This is a genomic window from Pseudomonas sp. GW460-12-10-14-TSB1 (assembly GCF_017349775.1).
Classification (GTDB): domain Bacteria; phylum Pseudomonadota; class Gammaproteobacteria; order Pseudomonadales; family Pseudomonadaceae; genus Aquipseudomonas; species Aquipseudomonas piscium.
Map to the genome: position 1 here is coordinate 140,394 of NZ_JACNAC010000006.1, position 16,754 is coordinate 157,147.

A 16,754-nucleotide genomic window follows, 5' to 3' on the forward strand; every position below is an offset into this window, starting at 1 on the left:
CAGCCTTGAAGAGGGCCCCGCTCCAGGATCGATGAAAGGTCCTGAAGCGGGCCCGACCAGCTAGATACCCTGCACCGGCAACAGCACACACACCTCCAGCCCGCCACCATCACGGTTGCGCAGGCGCAGTTCGCCGCCGTGCTCCAGCACGATCGCCCGCGCCGCGGAAAGCCCCAGGCCGACGCCACCGGTGTTGCGGTTGCGCGAGCTTTCCATGCGAAAGAACGGCTCGAACACCTGCTCATGCCATTCGACGGGAATCCCCGGCCCGCGATCCAGCACACAGACCTTCACCTGCTCGGCATCCGCCACCACTTCAATCGCCGGTTCGCTGGCGTATTTGATGGCGTTTTCCAGCAGGTTGCTCATGACCCGCTTGAGCCCCAGCGGGCGGCCGAAATACACCAGGCGCGGCGGACCGCTGAACGCGATGTCGATGGACTGGTCGCGGTAATCGTCGACCAGGGTTTGCAGCAGTTCCGCCAGATCGAAGGAGGTCGCCTCCTCCAGCCGCGCATCGTCGCGGAAGAACTCCAGCGCCGAGTTGATCATCGCCTGCATCTCATCGACGTCATGGAACAGCCGGCGCTGTTGCTCGGGGTCCTCGATGAACTCGCCGCGCAGGCGCATGCGGGTCAGCGGGGTACGCAGATCGTGGGAGATCGCCGCGAGCATCTGCGTGCGGTCCTTGATGAAGTGCTGTAACTGGGCCTGCATGGCGTTGAACGCGAGGATCGCCTGGCGGATCTCATGGGGGCCGACCGGCTCGATGGGTGGCGCGCGAAAGTCCACGCCAAACCGCCGCGCACCCAGGGCGAACTGCTGCAGGGGCCTGGCCAGGCGGCGAGTGGCGATCAAGGCGACCAGGACGGTGGACAACAGCACCAGACCGATCACGATCAGGTTGCGCGGCCCCTCATCCAGCCCCCAACTGCGCGAGACCGAGGAGAACATCAGCCAGGAGCCATCGCTCATCTGGATCAGCAACGCATAAGGTCCGCCCGGCCCCGGCCAGTCACTGGGCTGGTAGGCTTCCATGTGACCCACTCCCGGCTTGAGCAACTGCTTCAGTTTCGTCGAACCCTCGCGGTATTCCGGCTCATCGACTACCGGTACTTCGATATCCCGTCGCGTCGGGTGCCAGGTCACACTCAGGGCCTGGTCGCTGACCGACTCGGCCAGGCGAGCGCGCTGCACCGGCTCCGAGGCGTCGATCAGATTGCTGATGGAGGCGATCTTTTCCACCAGGCCGGACTCGCTCAACGGCGGCTTGGCCCAGACCCCGGCCAACTGCACGAACAGCGCATTGAAGGCCAGGGCGGTGAGCATCGCCATCAGGGTGGTCAGGGCGATCCAGCGGGCGATGGTGTCGCGCGGGCCGCCCGGCCTGTGTCTGGCCCTCATTGGCGGGTCACGCTGGGAGTGAACAGATAGCCGCCATTGCGCACCGTGCGAATCATTGCCGGACGCTTGGTGTCGAATTCCAGCTTGCGGCGCAGGCGGCTGACCTGCACGTCGATGCTGCGATCGAAGGCGTCATGGGCCTGCCCGCGCGCCAGGTCGAGCAACTGCTCTCGGCTGAGGATGCGTTGCGGATGCTCGACGAACACCAGCAGCAGGTCGAACTCCCCCGCCGACAGCGGAATCATCACCTGATCCGGCGAGCGCAGCTCGCGGCGAGTCAGGTCCAGTTGCCAGTCGGCGAACCTGATCAGCGGGCGCGGCACCTCCCCGACCACCGGCCGACTCTCTCCGGCGCGACGCAGCACCGCTCGCACCCGAGCCAGTAGTTCGCGGGCATCGAAGGGTTTGCTCAGGTAATCGTCGGCGCCCATTTCCAACCCCACCACGCGGTCGCTCAACTCACCCATGGCGGTCAACATGATCACCGGCACGGCGTGCTGCTGACGCAGGCGCTGACACAGGGTCAGGCCGTTTTCCCCCGGCAGCATCAGGTCGAGAATGATCAGGTCCGGCACCTGCCGCTCCAGCGCCGCCCACAGCGAAGCGCCCTCGGTGGCGACTTCCACCGAGTAGCCGTGTTGCACAAAAAATTTCTTCAGCAGCGCGAGGACCTCAAGGTCGTCGTCCACGATCAACAGACTGCTCACCAGTGCGTATCACTCAAGCTCGGAAAGAACTCTCATTCAAAACCATTGGACGCGGCCCGTCATATATTTCAACGCGGTAACAAACCGACAACCACGCAATAAAGCAGACATCTTTAAGCAAAACCCCCATGCCAGCATCGGCCTCCCTGTTCCCAAGGTCGTCCGCCCATGCGCTCCTTCCTGTGCTCCACCCGCCTGTGTCGTCATACCGCCCTGCTGCTGTCCCTGTCCTACCTGGCGGGCTGTACCAGCACGGGGTCTGCCACTCAACCCGACTGCGCGAAGGTCGACTATCCGATCTATGACCCCGCCGAGCCGGTCAACCGTGGCGTATTCGCCTTCAACAAGGCCGTCGACGACTACGCCCTGGCACCGGTCGCCCGCGGTTATCGCCACCTGCCGGACTTCATGCAACAGGGTGTGCACAACTTCGCGAGCAACTTCGGCGAGCCCAAGGTCTTCATCAACGACCTGCTGCAGGGCAACCCGCAGCGCTCGGTCAACACCCTGGGGCGCTTTGCGGTCAACACCACGGTCGGCGTACTCGGCCTATTCAACGTCTCGGACCCGATCGGCATCCCGCGCCATACCGCCGACTTCGGCCAGACCTTCGGCGTATGGGGCATCGGCAACGGCCCCATCGTCGAACTGCCGCTGCTGGGCACCGACAACAGCCGCGACTCGGTGGGCAAGATCCTCAACTTCGTGGTCTCCCCCTTCGGCGACAACAGCGACACCGTGCAGACCCTGGGCACCGTCGCCATGGTCGGTGGCGTAGTGGACGGCCGCGCCGCCCTGCTGCCGCTCACCGACAGCCTGAAAACCATGCCCGACTACTACAGCGCCCTGCGCGACGTGAACGCCGAACACCGCGCCGCCTTCGTGCAGGAAGGCAAGCAAGGCGCTACTGACCCTGCCAAACATCGTTGTGAAGGAGCGACCCATGATGACTTCTGAAACCGACGCCCTGGTCCTGCTGCAACGCGTGGCCAAACACGGCGACGCCTCCCTGCAATGCCGCGAAGTCAGCCTGCGCCTCTCGGCCGACCAGCAACACCTGATCCTCAGCCGCTACAGCGAACACTACAGCCCCGAAGGCCTGGAATGGGTCGAGCGCCAGCACTTCATCAGCGTGACCGAGTTGATACGGTGGGTGATCAAGCAGGGGGAACCGCAGGTGTTGGTGCGAGGAGCGGACAGCGGTCTTGGTGCGGCTGACACCATCCAAGATGCCCTCCAGGGAGAAGCTTGAAGATTCCCGATCCTGATTTTTCAGCTCTGACTTACTTAATAGAGGCTCAAGAACTCAGGCGCTTCAGGATCGGTCGTAGCCGGCCAGCTCAGCGAGCCTGCTGGTCGGGGGCTCTATTTTTGTTGCGCACGTACAGCACCGCCCCACCGGTGGGCGAGCCGCCACGGGTATCCAGGTCGAACCATTTGCTCTGGCTACGGATCAGGCCGCTGAGTTTGGTGTGGCCATACAGCCGAGAGTCGAATGCGGGACGCACCTTGCTGATAGTGGTGCCCAACATGGCCAAGGGTGCCCAGCCGTCCTCTTCGGCGATGTCATCGAGGATCTTGGCGATGAACTCCACCGGTACTTTTGCCGAACTGCTGGAAGATGAAGCGGCTGGTTGTTTGCCCGTCTCCTCGATGGGGCCGGGGGTGACCTGGGTCTTATCGCCCTGGGCGGCGGATTCAGTGACGTCCTGGGCCCGGAGAATTTCGGTATAGATAAACTTGTCGCAAGCCTTGACGAAGGGCTCTGGCGTTTTCGCTTCGCCGAAGCCATATACCATCAGGCCCTCCTCGCGCAGGCGCCCGGCCAGGCGGGTGAAGTCACTGTCGCTGGACACCAGGCAGAAGCCGTCGAAACGCCGGGTATAAAGCAGGTCCATGGCATCGATGATCAACGAGCTATCGGTTGCGTTCTTACCCTTGGTGTAGGCGAACTGCTGGATGGGCTGGATCGAATGCTCCAGCATCAGCTTCTTCCACCCGCCCAATTGCGGCCCGGTCCAGTCACCATACATGCGCTTCACGCTGGCGATGCCGTACTTGGCGATTTCCTCGAACAATGCCTCGACAATTGACGCCTGGGCGTTGTCAGCATCGATAAGCACGGCGAGGTGTTTTTGCTGGTTCGAGTGCGTGGACTTGATGGCCATGGTTCATCCTTGTGGGCTAGCGACTGGAGTAGAACGTCTTCCTTAACGAGCAAAGCCTGGGATGCAACGACCTGGAAGGGCCGTTAGCAATGGACTGGGGATAAAAGCTACTATTTTGCCATCGCATCGTCCACCGCCAGCTAGCCGGGCATTCCCTTACACTCGCCCACTGCCCATTTAAAGAGCCCTGAAGATGACCAAAGGCGTTTGCATCATCGAGTGCGTCTGTGAAGACGATCCCGGATCAGAGGGAAAGGTCCTCAAAGAAATATTCAACCTGATGCAGGTCAAATCCAAATTGATCCGTGTGAAGTCGATTAAGCAGCTTCTCAAGGCCCTGACTCAGACTGAAATGACCCACGTGCATATAGCGACCCATGGCGCAGTGACGAAAAAAAAGCGCTTCGCAGGATGGTGGACACATGATGGAGAGGGCTCGCATGCAAAGCTGCGAGAGAGTTCCATATCGCTGAAAGGCACCACTATCGTCAGCACCGCCTGCCAGTCAGGCTCACAACCTTTTGCCAGGCTCCTCACCAAGGAGCTTGGCTGCAAAAACTATATAGCCCCAACAGGCTCACCCAGCTTTTATAACGCAGCCTTGTTTGCACACATCTACTATCACAAACTTTTCAAGACCAAGAAGTCCGTACAAAAGGCATTTGATTCTTATGCTGGCCGCTACAGAAACCCACATGGATTCACTTTGTTCAAAAGCTCCAGCAAGTCGCCCAAAAAGAAGAAGCACTGAAGCCCCGAGCAAGGATAAGTACTCCTCTTTCGTCTCGTACTGACAAAACTTCTACATCCTCCGCTATATGATCCCGACTCAATTTTTTCCGAAACCTTAACGCATGCAATCAGCTCCTCCAGCGACACTCACGTCTCCCCCTGTGCTGGCCGGCCCCCTGCTGCGCCGCCTGGAACCCACGCGGCTGGTGCTGTGGCTGGTGGGTTCCCGTGCGCTGGAGCTGACGTTGCGTTTGCAGGCAGGCAGCGACGCGGAAATCCGCGACTACCCGCTCACCGCCGAGCAGTGCCAGGTGATCCCGATAGGCCGGCATGCCTTTATCCACCTGATCGACCTGCCGCTGGACAATCCCCTGCCCTGCGATGTGCCCATCGACTACGACGTGCTGATCAATCATGCCGATGGTTCAAGTTCAGGCATAGCCAAGTGGGCGCCGCATCTGCTCTATGGGCAAAAGCAGCAGCCGGATTTCGTCCTGCACAGCCGCATTCAGCAATTGGTCCACGGCTCCTGCCGTAAGCCTCATCACTCGGCGGACGAGGGTTTGCTCTGTATCGATCGCTTACTGGAGGAAACACCCGATCCGCAGCAACGCCCTGCCCTGTTGCTGATGACCGGCGACCAGGTCTACGCCGACGACGTGGCCGGGCCGATGCTGCGGGCGATTCATGCATTGATCGAGCGCCTGGGCTTGTTCGGCGAGCATCTGGAAGGCGCGGTGGTAAGCGACAGTGCCGCGCTCTATCGGCACCGCGCCAGCTATTACCAACGCTCCGAATTGCTGCCGGCGCTGAAAAGCAACGAGACCCTGCGCGAGCGTTTCTTCGGTGGGGTGAAAAAGCCGATCTTCACCAGCGGCAGCGCCGACAACCATCTGGTGACCTTCGCCGAGGTCATGGCCATGTACCTGCTGGTCTGGTCGCCGGTGCCTTGGAGCCTGATCGATCCGCGACCGCCACAGCTCGCTGCCAAGGAGCAACAGCGCTACCAGCGCGAGCAGCTGCGGATCGAGGCGTTCGCCAAGGGCCTGGGTGGTGTGGCGCGAGTATTCGCCCACCTGCCGAGCCTGATGATCTTCGACGACCACGACATCACCGACGACTGGAACCTCAGCGCCCAGTGGGAAGAAACCGCCTACGGCCACCCGTTTTCCAAACGCATCATCGGCAATGCGCTGATCGCCTACATGCTGTGCCAGGGCTGGGGCAACAACCCGGACGCCTTCGCCACGCCGCTGCAACACACCCGCGCCCTGAGCGCCGAGGCCCAGGGCGATGCGCTCTACCTGGACAGCGCCACCCAAGACACTTTGATCGACGAGCTGCTGCGCTTCCAGCAATGGCAATACACCCTGCCCACCACCCCGGCACTGGTGGTGCTGGACACCCGCACCCGGCGCTGGCGCAGCGAGTTCAACCTGGCGCAGCCCTCGGGCCTGCTCGACTGGGAAGCCCTGAGCGAGCTGCAACATGAACTGCTGGATCACCCGTCGGCGATCATCGTTTCCCCGGCGCCGGTGTTCGGCGTCAAGCTGATCGAGACGGTGCAGAAGGTCTTCAGTTGGTGCGGTCACCCACTGCTGGTGGACGCGGAAAACTGGATGGCCCACCGCGGCGCGGCCCAGGTCATCCTGAATATCTTCCGCCACTCGCGTACCCCGGGTAACTACGTGATCCTCTCCGGCGACGTGCATTACTCCTTCGTTTACGAAGTGCTGATCCGCCACCGCAAGGGCGGCCCGAAGATCTGGCAGATCACCAGCAGCGGCATCAAGAACGAGTTTCCAGCGACCCTGCTGGAATGGTTCGACCGCCTCAATCGCTGGCTGTATTCACCGCGCTCCCCCTTGAACTGGTTCACCCGCCGCCGGCTGATGCGAGTGGTGCCCTACAGCCCCGAACATCGCGAAGCCGGCGAACGCCTGTGGAACTCGGCGGGCATTGGCCAGGTGTTCTTCAACGACCACGGCCAGCCCCGGGAGATCTACCAGCACAACGCCAATGGCGCGCCGAAAACCCGGATGCTGGCGCCAGATAAGGACTGAAGGGCGAGAGCGACTTAGCAAAAACCGAGTCGCTCAGACGCCTCTCGGTTAAGCAGGCTGATCCCTGTCTGCCATACAGTCCGTACTCACAGAAGCCTCATCGAACCAACTATCCCAAACTTCTCCAGCCGGGACGATGATCCGAGTACGGCCCATAGCGATGATCTCCACTTGCGTAACATCATCAGGAAACGCCATAGCCTCAGTCAGCTGAATTGTCTGACCGCTGCTGTTTCTAAAGACTGATCCTTGCGCCATCGAGCTATCTCCTGGCGTTTTTAAATAGAGCCGCCAGCCTAGCGCGCATCACCGACAGGTCAACGATCAGGCAAAATTTTCCCCTATGCTTGAGCGGGCCAAGAGATCTCGGCGCTTCTAGAGCTTACTGATTACTTCTTCAAAGGCCCCTTCATCCCCATGTTCGAACACCTCGACCTGCACGCCCTGCTTGCGACCTATGGCTACTGGGTGATTGTCCTCGGCTGCCTGCTGGAGGGCGAAACCGTGCTGATCCTGGGTGGCATGGCGGCGCATCAGCAGGTGCTAGACCTGTGGGCAGTGATTGCCGTGGCGACGGTCAGCGGGATGTTCGGCGACCAGTTGCTGTTCTGGAGCGGGCGGCATTTCGGCGGGCGTTTGTTGCCGCGCCTGAAGGGCCAGCAGGCCGCCATCGAGCGGGTGACCGGGTTGATCCGGCGTTATCCCTCGACGTCGGTGCTGGCGGTGCGTTTCATGTATGGCATGCGCTGGGTCGGCCCGGTGGTGATCGGCGCCAGCGGCCTGTCGCCACTGCGCTTCACCTTGCTGAACATGCTCGGCGCTGTGCTCTGGGCCACGCTGTTCGTCTGCGGCGGCTACTGGGCCGGCGATGCGCTAGAACATCTGTTCGGCGACTTGAAGCCCTATCGCCTGCCGATTGTCCTCGGTGTCGTGGTGCTGGTGGTGGCGGTCGCACTGCTGCGCCAGCGCCGGGCCAGGGCCAGGAACGTCGCGCCGCTGAACGACTGATCCAGCCCTCCTCCCAACATCCAGAATTTTCATACTGACCCCCGCACTTTATTTCGTTTGCGACGCGGCCTCGCTCTTGGCTTAGATAGCCGCCATGTTCCAGGTAGCCAGAGCCCTTAGCCCATGAGCAGCGAAAGCATCAGCCAGTCGATTTCCATCGTTCACCCCATCCGCCTGAGCCACGGCAGGAATGCCGAGGTGTGGGACGAGAACGGCAAGCGCTACATCGATTTCGTCGGCGGTATTGGCGTGCTCAACCTGGGGCATTGCCATCCGCGGGTGGTGGCGGCGATTCAGCAGCAGGCTACTCGGCTGACCCACTACGCGTTCAACGCGGCGCCCCACGGGCCCTATGTCGAGTTCATGGAGCGGCTGGCGCGTTTCATGCCCTTGAGTTACCCGGTCAGCGGCATGCTCACCAACAGCGGCGCGGAGGCGGCGGAGAACGCCTTGAAGATCGTCCGTGGCGCCACCGGGCGCACCGCGGTGATCGCCTTCGACGGTGGCTTCCATGGCCGAACCCTGGCCACCCTCAACCTCAATGGCAAGGTCGCGCCCTACAAGCAGAAGATCGGCGTGCTGCCCGTGCCGGTGTATCACCTGCCCTACCCGAGCGCGGACAACGGCGTGACCTGCGAGGAGGCGCTGAAGGCCGTGGACCGGCTGTTCAGCGTGGAAATCGACGTTGCCGAAGTGGCCTGCTTCATCGTCGAACCGGTGCAGGGCGAGGCCGGTTTCCTGGCCCTGGACGTCGAGTTCGCCCGCGCCCTGCGGCGCTTCTGCGATCAGCAAGGCATCCTGCTGATCGCCGATGAAATCCAGTCCGGGTTCGGTCGCACCGGCCAGCGCTTCGCCTTCACCCGGCTGGGGATCGAGCCGGACCTGGTGCTGCTGGGCAAAAGCATTGGCGGCGGTGTGCCGCTGGGCGCGGTGGTCGGGCGCAAGGCGCTGCTGGACAACCTGCCCAAGGGCGGCCTGGGCGGCACCTATTCCGGCAACCCCATCGCCTGCGCGGCGGCCCTGGCGACCCTGGACGAGATGAGCGACCTCAACCTGCAAACCTGGGGCGAGCGCCAGGAACAGGCCATCGTCAGCCGCTACCAGCGCTGGCAGGCCGAGCGCCTGACGCCCTATCTCGGGCGCCTGACCGGGGTCGGTGCCATGCGTGGCATCGAACTGGTCAAGGCCGACGGCTCGCCGGCCCCGGAGCAACTGAGCGCACTGCTCAGCGCCGCGCGGGATGCCGGCCTGCTGTTGATGCCCAGCGGCAAGTCGCGGCACATCGTCCGCCTGCTGGCGCCGCTGACCATTGAACCGCAGGTGCTGGAAGAAGGGCTGGATATTCTGGAGGACTGCCTGGCGCGGTTGGCATAACACCAGATGTTTGCGCAAAAGCCGCTCTCCATGGACACTGGCGCGCCTCATGCCATCGACAAGGAAGCGCGACATGCAGTGTCCCAGCTACAGAGAGCGGCCCACGGCCGCCAGCCCAGCGAACTTCGACCGCGGCGAGCAAGACTCATGAAGCAGTACATCCCCTTTCTACTGCTATACCTGCTGCTGATGCCGCTGTACTACTGGATGAAGCCTTACCCGCTGAGGAAATGGACAGGCTTGGCCATGGGCCTCGCCGGGCTGCTGTGGATACTGTTCTTGCCCCCCATGTTGGGCGATATCGATACCGGGCTGGCCGCCGTGGCGCTGGTGACCATGGGCAGCTCGCTATTTTTCAGCCGACGCCGCTACCAGGACCACGCCTGAGACGCTGCGTTACAAGCCGAATACCCGTCGCGCATTGCCATGCAGGAACTTGTCGCGCACCGGCTCCGGCAGCTCCAGGGCCTGGACCTGCCGCATGCATTTGTCGAACGGCAACTGCGGGAAGTTGCTGCCGAACAGCACTTTGTCCTGCCCGTAGGTGCGCATGAAATGCAGCAACTGCGGCGGGTAATAGGCCGGCAGGTAGGCCGAGGTGTCGATGTAGATATTGTCGTGCTTCCAGGCCAGGCCGATCATCTCGTCGGTCCAGGGGTGGCCGATGTGCCCGGCGACGATTCGCAGTTCCGGGAAATCCAGCGCCACTTCATCCAGATAAGGCACCGGCCGCCCGGTATCCGAAGGCATCAGCGGGCCGGTGTGGCCGACCTGGGTGCAGAAGGGAATGCCCAGCTCCACGCACTTGGCGTACAGCGGGTAGTACAGGCGATGGTTGGGCGGCAGTTTCCACAGCCAGGGCACGATGCGCAGGGCCTTGCAGCCCAGCTCGCCTACTGCCCGTTCCAGCTCGGCCAGCGCCGCCATCGGCCGGCTCAGGTCCACCGTGGCCACGCCAACGAAACGCTCGGGATAAGCCCGGGTGTAGGCGGCGATTTCATCGTTGCTGAACACCCAGCGCTCCGGCCGGCACCAGGCTGCCAGCATCAATTTCTCCACCCCGGCCTGGTCCATCAGCTCGACGGTCTGCTCGATGCTCAGCGGCTGGTCCAGCAAGTGCGCCGAACCTGACTTCTCGAACAGCCGCGCCACTTCCGGCAGCAACTGCCGCGCCCGGCCGTTGGCCGGTTGTGCCCATGCGTCGATGGCTCCCTTCATTGACCTATCCCCTCTGCTGGCAGTGATTCAGGCGACGAGGGCCCAGGCTACGTCCGCGCCATGACAGCGACAATGTTCGCAGCGCTCGGCGGCATTGACCGATCCGCCCAGGCTCGGCGCCCGCCCTTCACCTGGTTCCGCATCCCTCCTTTCCCCTTCCCTGCCCCTCGGACCGACCAGCGGTTCCAAGCGCGCATTTTGCTGGCATCGTCGCTGATCAGGCCGAAAAACAAACTTCTGGAAACATAACTAGCTGAAACGTATCAGCTACAGCAAAAGAGGCAATTATGCATAAATGCAAATTTACCCTTGACCCGAAAAATCGGCTCGCTTAAGGTGAAATTACTGTATGCACATACAGTATTTTTAATAAGCGAATCCATTCACGGACGAGGTATTACCTATGAAAAGCAACACTGAAAAATTCGGCAAGACACCCCATCAACCCAGCCTCTGGACCCGGGCCGATGCGCTGAAAGTCCACGCGGACGATCCCACCACGACCCAGCCACTGGTCAGCGCGAATTTCCCGGTATTGAGCAACGAGGTGTTCATCTGGGACACCATGCCGCTGCGCGACATGGACGGAAACATAACCTCCGTCGATGGCTGGTCGGTGATCTTCACCCTGACTGCGGATCGTCATCCGAACGACCCGCAGTACATCGACGAAAACGGCAACTACGACATCACCCGCGACTGGAACGACCGCCACGGCCGGGCAAAGATGTACTACTGGTTTTCCCGTACCGGCAAGGACTGGAAGCTGGGTGGCCGGGTGATGGCTGAAGGGGTTTCGCCGACGGTTCGCGAATGGGCCGGCACGCCGATCCTGTTGAACGAACAGGGTGAAGTGGACCTGTATTACACCGCCGTCACTCCAGGCGCGACCATCGTCAAGGTGCGGGGCCGGGTGGTGACGACCGAGCATGGCGTCAGCATGGTCGGCTTCGAGAAGATCAAGCCGCTGTTCGAGGCCGACGGCAAGATGTACCAGACCGAAGCGCAGAACCCCTTCTGGGGCTTCCGCGATCCATGGCCGTTCCGCGACCCCAACGACGGCAAGCTGTACATGCTGTTCGAAGGCAACGTGGCCGGCGAACGCGGCTCGCACAAGGTCGGAAAAGCGGAAATCGGCGATGTGCCGCCAGGTTATGAAGACGTCGGCAACTCCCGTTTCCAGACCGCCTGCGTCGGTATCGCCGTGGCCCGCGACGAAGACGGCGACGACTGGGAAATGCTGCCGCCGCTGCTGACCGCGGTCGGCGTCAACGACCAGACCGAACGCCCGCACTTCGTGTTCCAGGACGGCAAGTACTACCTGTTCACCATCAGCCACACCTTCACCTATGCCGACGGTGTGACCGGGCCGGACGGGGTGTACGGTTTTGTCGCCGATTCGCTGTTCGGTCCCTACGTGCCGTTGAACGGTTCCGGCCTGGTGCTAGGCAACCCGTCTTCCCAGCCGTTCCAGACCTACTCGCACTGTGTGATGCCCAACGGCCTGGTGACCTCCTTCATCGACAGCGTACCGACCGACGAACGCGGCACGCAGACTCGTATCGGCGGTACCGAAGCACCGACGGTGGAGATCAAGATCAAAGGGCAGCAGACGTTTGTGGTGGCCGAGTACGACTACGGTTACATCCCGCCGATGCTCGATGTAACGCTCAAGTAATAGCGACACAGGGCGCTCAGGCAGCGGGCTCGAGTTCGATGAAGAACCCGTTGTGGATATGATCGAGATATCCCGCCTGGCTCACTGCGACTTTGCTCAGGAGCTTCATTGAACAATGCGTAGTACCAACCCTTCGCAACTGGCTACACGGATGTAGCCAGTTCTGCTCCTGCTTGCGGAAATCGCAGCAGCATCCCTCCTCTCTCCGGCCAGCAGTGGCCTTCCCGGGGTCAGCTCCCGGTCTTGACCTTGCTCCACACCCGGGTACGCACCCGTTCCATTTTCAGCGGCAGCGGTTCCAGCGGGAACAGCGTGGCCATCACCTCCGCGGACGGATAGACCCCAGGGTTGTCGCGGATCTTCTGGGCCACCAGCGCCGTGGCATCGCGGTTGGCGTTGGGGTAGCCCAGGTAGTCGGAAGACTGGGCAATCACTTGCGGGCGCAGCAGGTAGTCGATGAACTTCAGGCCGTCCTGGGGATGCGGCGCATCCTTGAGCAGCACCAGGTTTTCCACCCAGACCGGCCCGCCTTCGCGGGGAATGCTGTAGACCAGACGGCGGCCGTTGTTGGCCTTCTGCGAGGCGACCTGGGCATCGAACACCCCGCCGCTCCAACCCAGCACCACACAGATATTGCCGTTGGCCAGGTCAGTGATGAATTTCGACGAATCGAAGTAGCGGATATGCGGCCGGACCTTGAGCAGCAAGGCCTCGACCTTCTTGTAATCCTCGGGGTTCTGGCTGTTGTGGGGCAGGCCCAGGTAATGCAAGGCGATGGGGATGATTTCGCTCGGAGAGTCGAGCATGGCCACCCCACACTGGCTGAGCTTGGCCAGGTTCTCTTCCTTGAAGATCAGGTCCAAGGAATCCACCGGCGCCTGGTCGCCGAGCAGCGCCTTGACCTTGTCGGCGTCGTAGCCGATGCCCGTGGTGCCCCACAGGTAGGGCGCGGCGAAGCGGTTGCCGGGGTCGTTGCTCTGCACCTTGGCCAGCATCTCGGGGTCCAGGTGCGACCAGTTGCCGAGCTGACTGCGGTCCAGTTCCTGGAGTACCCCGGCCTTGATCAGGTTCGGCAGCAGGTCGCTGCTGGCCACTACCACGTCATAGCCGCTGCGCCCGGCCATCAGCTTGCTTTGCATCACGTCGCTGTTGTCGAAGGTGTCCTGCAGCACGCTGATGCCGGTTTCCTTGTGGAACTGCACGGGCGTGTCCGGGGCGATGTAGTCGTACCAGTTGTAGAAATGCACGCTCGGTTCGGCGGCCTGGGCCGTAGCGAAACCGAACAGTGCGGCCAGGGCCAGGGGTAAACAGCGGATAGCTTTCATCTGAGGACTCCGAGCGTTGGCACCCGTCCAAGGGACGTGCGCCTCGCCTGCTGATTATGGATTGTTATGGCAGGGCCGAAAGCGGCGGAAAAACAGCGATGGGGTTTAAGGAATCAACAGCTCGCGACGGCCATCGGCATGCTCGACGTATTCGCCGGACAGTTGCAGGCGCCGGTCGTGCAGGTAGTCGTAATCGCGACGAGCGGCCTTGAGTTGCCCGAGGTCGAGTTCCACCACCTGCCGGCACTCGTCGCGACCGGCCTCGAACAGCAGCCGGCCGAAGGGATCGACCAGCGCGCTGCCGCCGGCGAACACCAGGCCGTCGGTGCCGTTGCCGACCCGGTTCACCATCACCGCAAAGGCCTGGTTCTCCTGGGCACGGGCCATGATCGCGGTGCGGTGCACCGGGCCGTAGGGGTCCATGTTGCCGTTGCTCACCAGGATCAGCTCGGCGCCCAGTTGGCCGAGGGCGCGGGCGCTTTCCGGCAGTTCGATGTCGTAGCAGATCAGCAGGCCGACCCGCACGCCCCGCCACAGCACGGTGTTGTAACGGTCGCCGGGCTGGAACAGGCCGCGCTCGTCGGGCCACAGATGGGTTTTGCGATAGCTTGTCGCCACCCCTTCGGGGGTCACCAGCAGCGAGGTGTTGTAGTAATGGCCGGCGGCTTTTTCGGCGATGCCGACCACCACCGCGACACCCTTGGCGCGCACCGCCCGCAACACGGCCTGGATACTCGGCCCGTCCAATGGCTCCGCGACCTCGGCCAGTTGCTGCGGGTTGGCGAAACCGCTGATCTGGGTTTCCGGGAATACCAGCAGATCGATGTCGCCGTCACAGTCGGCAATGCCCCGCAGGACCCGCTCGAGGTTATAGGCCGTGTCGCCGTCACGGCCGGCCAGTTGCATCAGTTCAATCTTCATCGCGGATCCTTTGAAGTATCGGCAGGTCTCCGAACGCCGCATGCGCGGCACCCGCCAGGGCTGGTGGCGAGTATGGAGGGCCCGCAGCCGCAGGGTAATTACTTCAATGGAGTACCCCGCCAGGGTTAGTTGGCGGGGCGAGTCAGCGCAAGACTGAAGGGCTCAGGCGTTACCCAATGGCTGGCGGGAAGCCGTCGGGGCTTTCAGCGCGCGCCAGGTCCAGAGCGCGCTGCACAGGTCCGGCAAGGCCAGCAGCAATAGCACGGGCGAGATCAACCCGGCGGCGACGAAGGCGGCAAAAAACACCGGTACCGACAGGCGGATCGCCACGGTCATGGCCATGAACTCGCGCCGCTCGGTGTAGCCGGCCCAGACGTAATAGCCCCCCAGGTACAACGCCAGCTGGCCCATCACCCGGATCCACACCTCGTCGGTCAGGGCGAAACCGAACAACGGCAGCAGCAGGTTGGGCGCCAGCACCAGCGCGGCGCCCAGCAACAACATATACAGACCGAACAGAAACACGCTCTTGCCCGGATGGCTCATGGTTTTACTCCTTGGGGGTGCGAGGTGAGGCGATAGGCCTCGGCATCGAAATAACGGGTCTGCTGGCGGAACTGCCAGCTGAACCCCGGCCACAGGACGACGTTGCGCCCGCTGTGAGGGTCGACGTACCAACTCTGGCAACTGCCGACGCTCCACACCGCGCCACGCAGCCTGTGGCGCAGGCCCTGGTTGAAGCGCGCCTGGGCCTGCGGGTCGACATCGACGCTGGTCACGCCCAGGCGTTGCAGGGTGTCCAGGGCGCCGAGGATGTAGGCGATCTGCGACTCGATCATGTAGACGATGGAGTTGTGCCCCAGGCCGGTGTTGGGCCCCATCAGCAGAAACAGATTGGGAAAGCCGCTGACCGTGGTGCCCTTGTAGGCTTCGCTGCCCTGCTGCCAGGTATCGATGATGTCCACCCCGCCGCGCCCGAGGATCATCCCCGCCGGGAATGGCGTGCGCGCCTTGAAGCCGGTGCCGAAGATCAGCGCATCCAGGGCATGGCGCTGGCCGTCGACAGTGATCAGCGCATCCTCGGTGACTTCGCGGATACCGCTGGTGACCAGCCGAGTATTGGCCTGGGCCAGGGCCGGAAAGTAATCGTTGGACAGCAGGATGCGCTTGCAGCCGATGGCATAGTTCGGGGTCAGGCGCCGGCGCAGTTCCGGGTCCTTGACCTGGCGCCGCAGCAGGTTGAGCGCCAGCCATTTGTGCAGGGCCATCAGCCGCGGGTTGAACACGAAGCCGAACACCCGGGTTTCATGGGTGGTGTAGATCAGCCCGCGCCACAGCCGCTGCACCGCGGGAAAGCGCCGCAGCAGGCCCTGGGCGGTAGTGGAAAAGGCCCGGTCCGGCTTGGGGATGATCCACGGCGGCGTGCGCTGGAACACCGCCAGGCTGGCCACCTGCGGCTGGATCTGCGGCACGAACTGGATCGCCGAAGCGCCGGTGCCGATCACCCCGACCCGCTTGCCGGCCAGGGCGTAGTCGTGGTCCCAATGCTGGGAGTGAAAGACCCGGCCCTTGAAGCGCTCAAGCCCCGGTAGCCGGGGATAATCCGGGGTCGACAAGGCCCCGGTGCCGGCCACCACCACCTGGGCAAAACGCACGCCGCCACGGGCATCGGTCACCTGCCACAGGGCGCGCTCTTCCAGCCAGCGCAGGCCAGTGACCGCGGTGTTGAAGCAGCAATGTTGCAGCACCTGATACTTGTCGGCGCAGTGCCTGAGGTAATCGCGGATCTCCGGCTGCGGCGAAAAGCGTCGCGACCAGTCGGGGTTGGGCTCGAAGGAAAACGAATAGAGGTGGGAAGGAATATCGCAGGCGCACCCAGGGTACTGATTGACCCACCAGGTGCCGCCGACGCCGGCTTCCTGTTCGAGGATCAGGAAGTCCTGCTCGCCGCGCTGGCGCAGGTTGATCGCCATGCCGATGCCGGAGAAGCCGGCGCCGATGATCAATACCCGATAGACCCGTGCCGGATCGGCCTGCTCCTGAAGTAACGCACTCATGCTCCTGACTCCTGGCGGCACAAACGCCGGGCGTGACCGTCCGCAGCGCATGCACTGTTTATTTTAAACCTCTGTGGATCGAGGGCCGGCCGCTCGCCG

The 16,754-nt window shown here is 62.7% G+C and carries 17 protein-coding genes; 8 read left to right on the plus strand and 9 right to left on the minus strand.

Going from position 1 to position 16,754, the window contains the following annotated elements; translation table 11 throughout:
* Window positions 1-60 precede the first annotated feature (60 nt).
* Together J4D52_RS06315 and J4D52_RS06320 are read right to left on the minus strand one after the other, a co-directional pair.
* Window positions 61-1,404: a cell wall metabolism sensor histidine kinase WalK gene (locus J4D52_RS06315; RefSeq protein ID WP_102676054.1), complete on the minus strand. Its 1,344-nt coding sequence runs from the start codon at window positions 1,402-1,404 to the stop codon at window positions 61-63.
* Complete coding sequence (locus tag J4D52_RS06320; RefSeq protein ID WP_009050668.1) at window positions 1,401-2,111, minus strand: response regulator; 711 nt, start codon at window positions 2,109-2,111, stop codon at window positions 1,401-1,403. Before J4D52_RS06320 ends, J4D52_RS06315 begins: the two co-directional genes overlap by 4 nt.
* Window positions 2,112-2,279: 168 nt before the next feature.
* Here J4D52_RS06320 and J4D52_RS06325 point away from each other — a divergent pair, with 168 nt between their 5' ends.
* Together J4D52_RS06325 and J4D52_RS06330 are read left to right on the plus strand one after the other, a co-directional pair.
* A complete protein-coding gene (locus J4D52_RS06325; protein ID WP_025806126.1) occupies window positions 2,280-3,068 on the plus strand; it encodes a VacJ family lipoprotein in 789 nt (262 codons plus the stop codon).
* Complete coding sequence (locus tag J4D52_RS06330; RefSeq protein ID WP_025806128.1) at window positions 3,055-3,363, plus strand: hypothetical protein; 309 nt, start codon at window positions 3,055-3,057, stop codon at window positions 3,361-3,363. The genes J4D52_RS06325 and J4D52_RS06330 overlap by 14 nt, the downstream gene beginning before the upstream one ends.
* Window positions 3,364-3,451: 88 nt before the next feature.
* Here the strand turns inward: J4D52_RS06330 and J4D52_RS06335 are convergent, their stop codons facing one another.
* Window positions 3,452-4,279, minus strand: a complete 828-nt coding sequence (locus tag J4D52_RS06335; RefSeq protein ID WP_102676053.1) for an NYN domain-containing protein — start codon at window positions 4,277-4,279, stop codon at window positions 3,452-3,454.
* Window positions 4,280-4,472: 193 nt separating this feature from the next.
* Here J4D52_RS06335 and J4D52_RS06340 point away from each other — a divergent pair, with 193 nt between their 5' ends.
* Both J4D52_RS06340 and J4D52_RS06345 read left to right on the plus strand, forming a co-directional pair.
* Complete coding sequence (locus tag J4D52_RS06340) at window positions 4,473-5,030, plus strand: hypothetical protein (RefSeq protein WP_053280758.1); 558 nt, start codon at window positions 4,473-4,475, stop codon at window positions 5,028-5,030.
* 103 nt (window positions 5,031-5,133) lie between these two features.
* Complete coding sequence (locus J4D52_RS06345; RefSeq protein ID WP_102676052.1) at window positions 5,134-7,074, plus strand: alkaline phosphatase D family protein; 1,941 nt, start codon at window positions 5,134-5,136, stop codon at window positions 7,072-7,074.
* A gap of 48 nt (window positions 7,075-7,122) precedes the next feature.
* Here J4D52_RS06345 and vapB read toward each other — a convergent pair whose 3' ends face one another.
* Window positions 7,123-7,332, minus strand: a complete 210-nt coding sequence (gene vapB / locus J4D52_RS06350; RefSeq protein WP_025806134.1) for a type II toxin-antitoxin system VapB family antitoxin — start codon at window positions 7,330-7,332, stop codon at window positions 7,123-7,125.
* Between the two features lie 159 nt (window positions 7,333-7,491).
* On the opposite strand from vapB, the gene J4D52_RS06355 reads away from it, so the two are divergent.
* From J4D52_RS06355 to J4D52_RS06365, 3 genes are all read left to right on the plus strand, one after another.
* On the plus strand, window positions 7,492-8,082 hold the full coding sequence (locus J4D52_RS06355) for a DedA family protein (RefSeq protein WP_102676051.1): 591 nt from the start codon (window positions 7,492-7,494) through the stop codon (window positions 8,080-8,082).
* Between the two features lie 123 nt (window positions 8,083-8,205).
* Window positions 8,206-9,456 (plus strand): aspartate aminotransferase family protein, encoded by a 1,251-nt coding sequence (locus J4D52_RS06360; protein ID WP_102676050.1) that lies wholly within the window; start codon window positions 8,206-8,208, stop codon window positions 9,454-9,456.
* Between the two features lie 147 nt (window positions 9,457-9,603).
* Window positions 9,604-9,843: a hypothetical protein gene (locus tag J4D52_RS06365; RefSeq protein ID WP_023967206.1), complete on the plus strand. Its 240-nt coding sequence runs from the start codon at window positions 9,604-9,606 to the stop codon at window positions 9,841-9,843.
* A gap of 9 nt (window positions 9,844-9,852) precedes the next feature.
* Here J4D52_RS06365 and J4D52_RS06370 read toward each other — a convergent pair whose 3' ends face one another.
* On the minus strand, window positions 9,853-10,674 hold the full coding sequence (locus J4D52_RS06370) for an amidohydrolase family protein (protein ID WP_102676049.1): 822 nt from the start codon (window positions 10,672-10,674) through the stop codon (window positions 9,853-9,855).
* A 403-nt stretch (window positions 10,675-11,077) separates the two neighbouring features.
* Between J4D52_RS06370 and J4D52_RS06375 the strand changes: the two genes are divergently transcribed.
* A complete protein-coding gene (locus tag J4D52_RS06375; protein ID WP_102676048.1) occupies window positions 11,078-12,352 on the plus strand; it encodes a glycoside hydrolase family 68 protein in 1,275 nt (424 codons plus the stop codon).
* A 230-nt stretch (window positions 12,353-12,582) separates the two neighbouring features.
* Here J4D52_RS06375 and J4D52_RS06380 read toward each other — a convergent pair whose 3' ends face one another.
* From J4D52_RS06380 to J4D52_RS06395, 4 genes are all read right to left on the minus strand, one after another.
* Window positions 12,583-13,677, minus strand: coding sequence for a polyamine ABC transporter substrate-binding protein (locus J4D52_RS06380; protein WP_102676047.1), 1,095 nt, complete (start codon window positions 13,675-13,677; stop codon window positions 12,583-12,585).
* Window positions 13,678-13,782: 105 nt separating this feature from the next.
* The gene (locus tag J4D52_RS06385; RefSeq protein WP_025806143.1) at window positions 13,783-14,598 is read right to left on the minus strand and encodes a carbon-nitrogen hydrolase family protein; all 816 of its coding nucleotides are present in this window, start codon (window positions 14,596-14,598) and stop codon (window positions 13,783-13,785) included.
* Window positions 14,599-14,760: 162 nt separating this feature from the next.
* Window positions 14,761-15,144 (minus strand): hypothetical protein, encoded by a 384-nt coding sequence (locus tag J4D52_RS06390; protein WP_025806144.1) that lies wholly within the window; start codon window positions 15,142-15,144, stop codon window positions 14,761-14,763.
* On the minus strand, window positions 15,141-16,655 hold the full coding sequence (locus J4D52_RS06395) for an NAD(P)/FAD-dependent oxidoreductase (RefSeq protein ID WP_063432898.1): 1,515 nt from the start codon (window positions 16,653-16,655) through the stop codon (window positions 15,141-15,143). Before J4D52_RS06395 ends, J4D52_RS06390 begins: the two co-directional genes overlap by 4 nt.
* Window positions 16,656-16,754 lie beyond the last annotated feature (99 nt).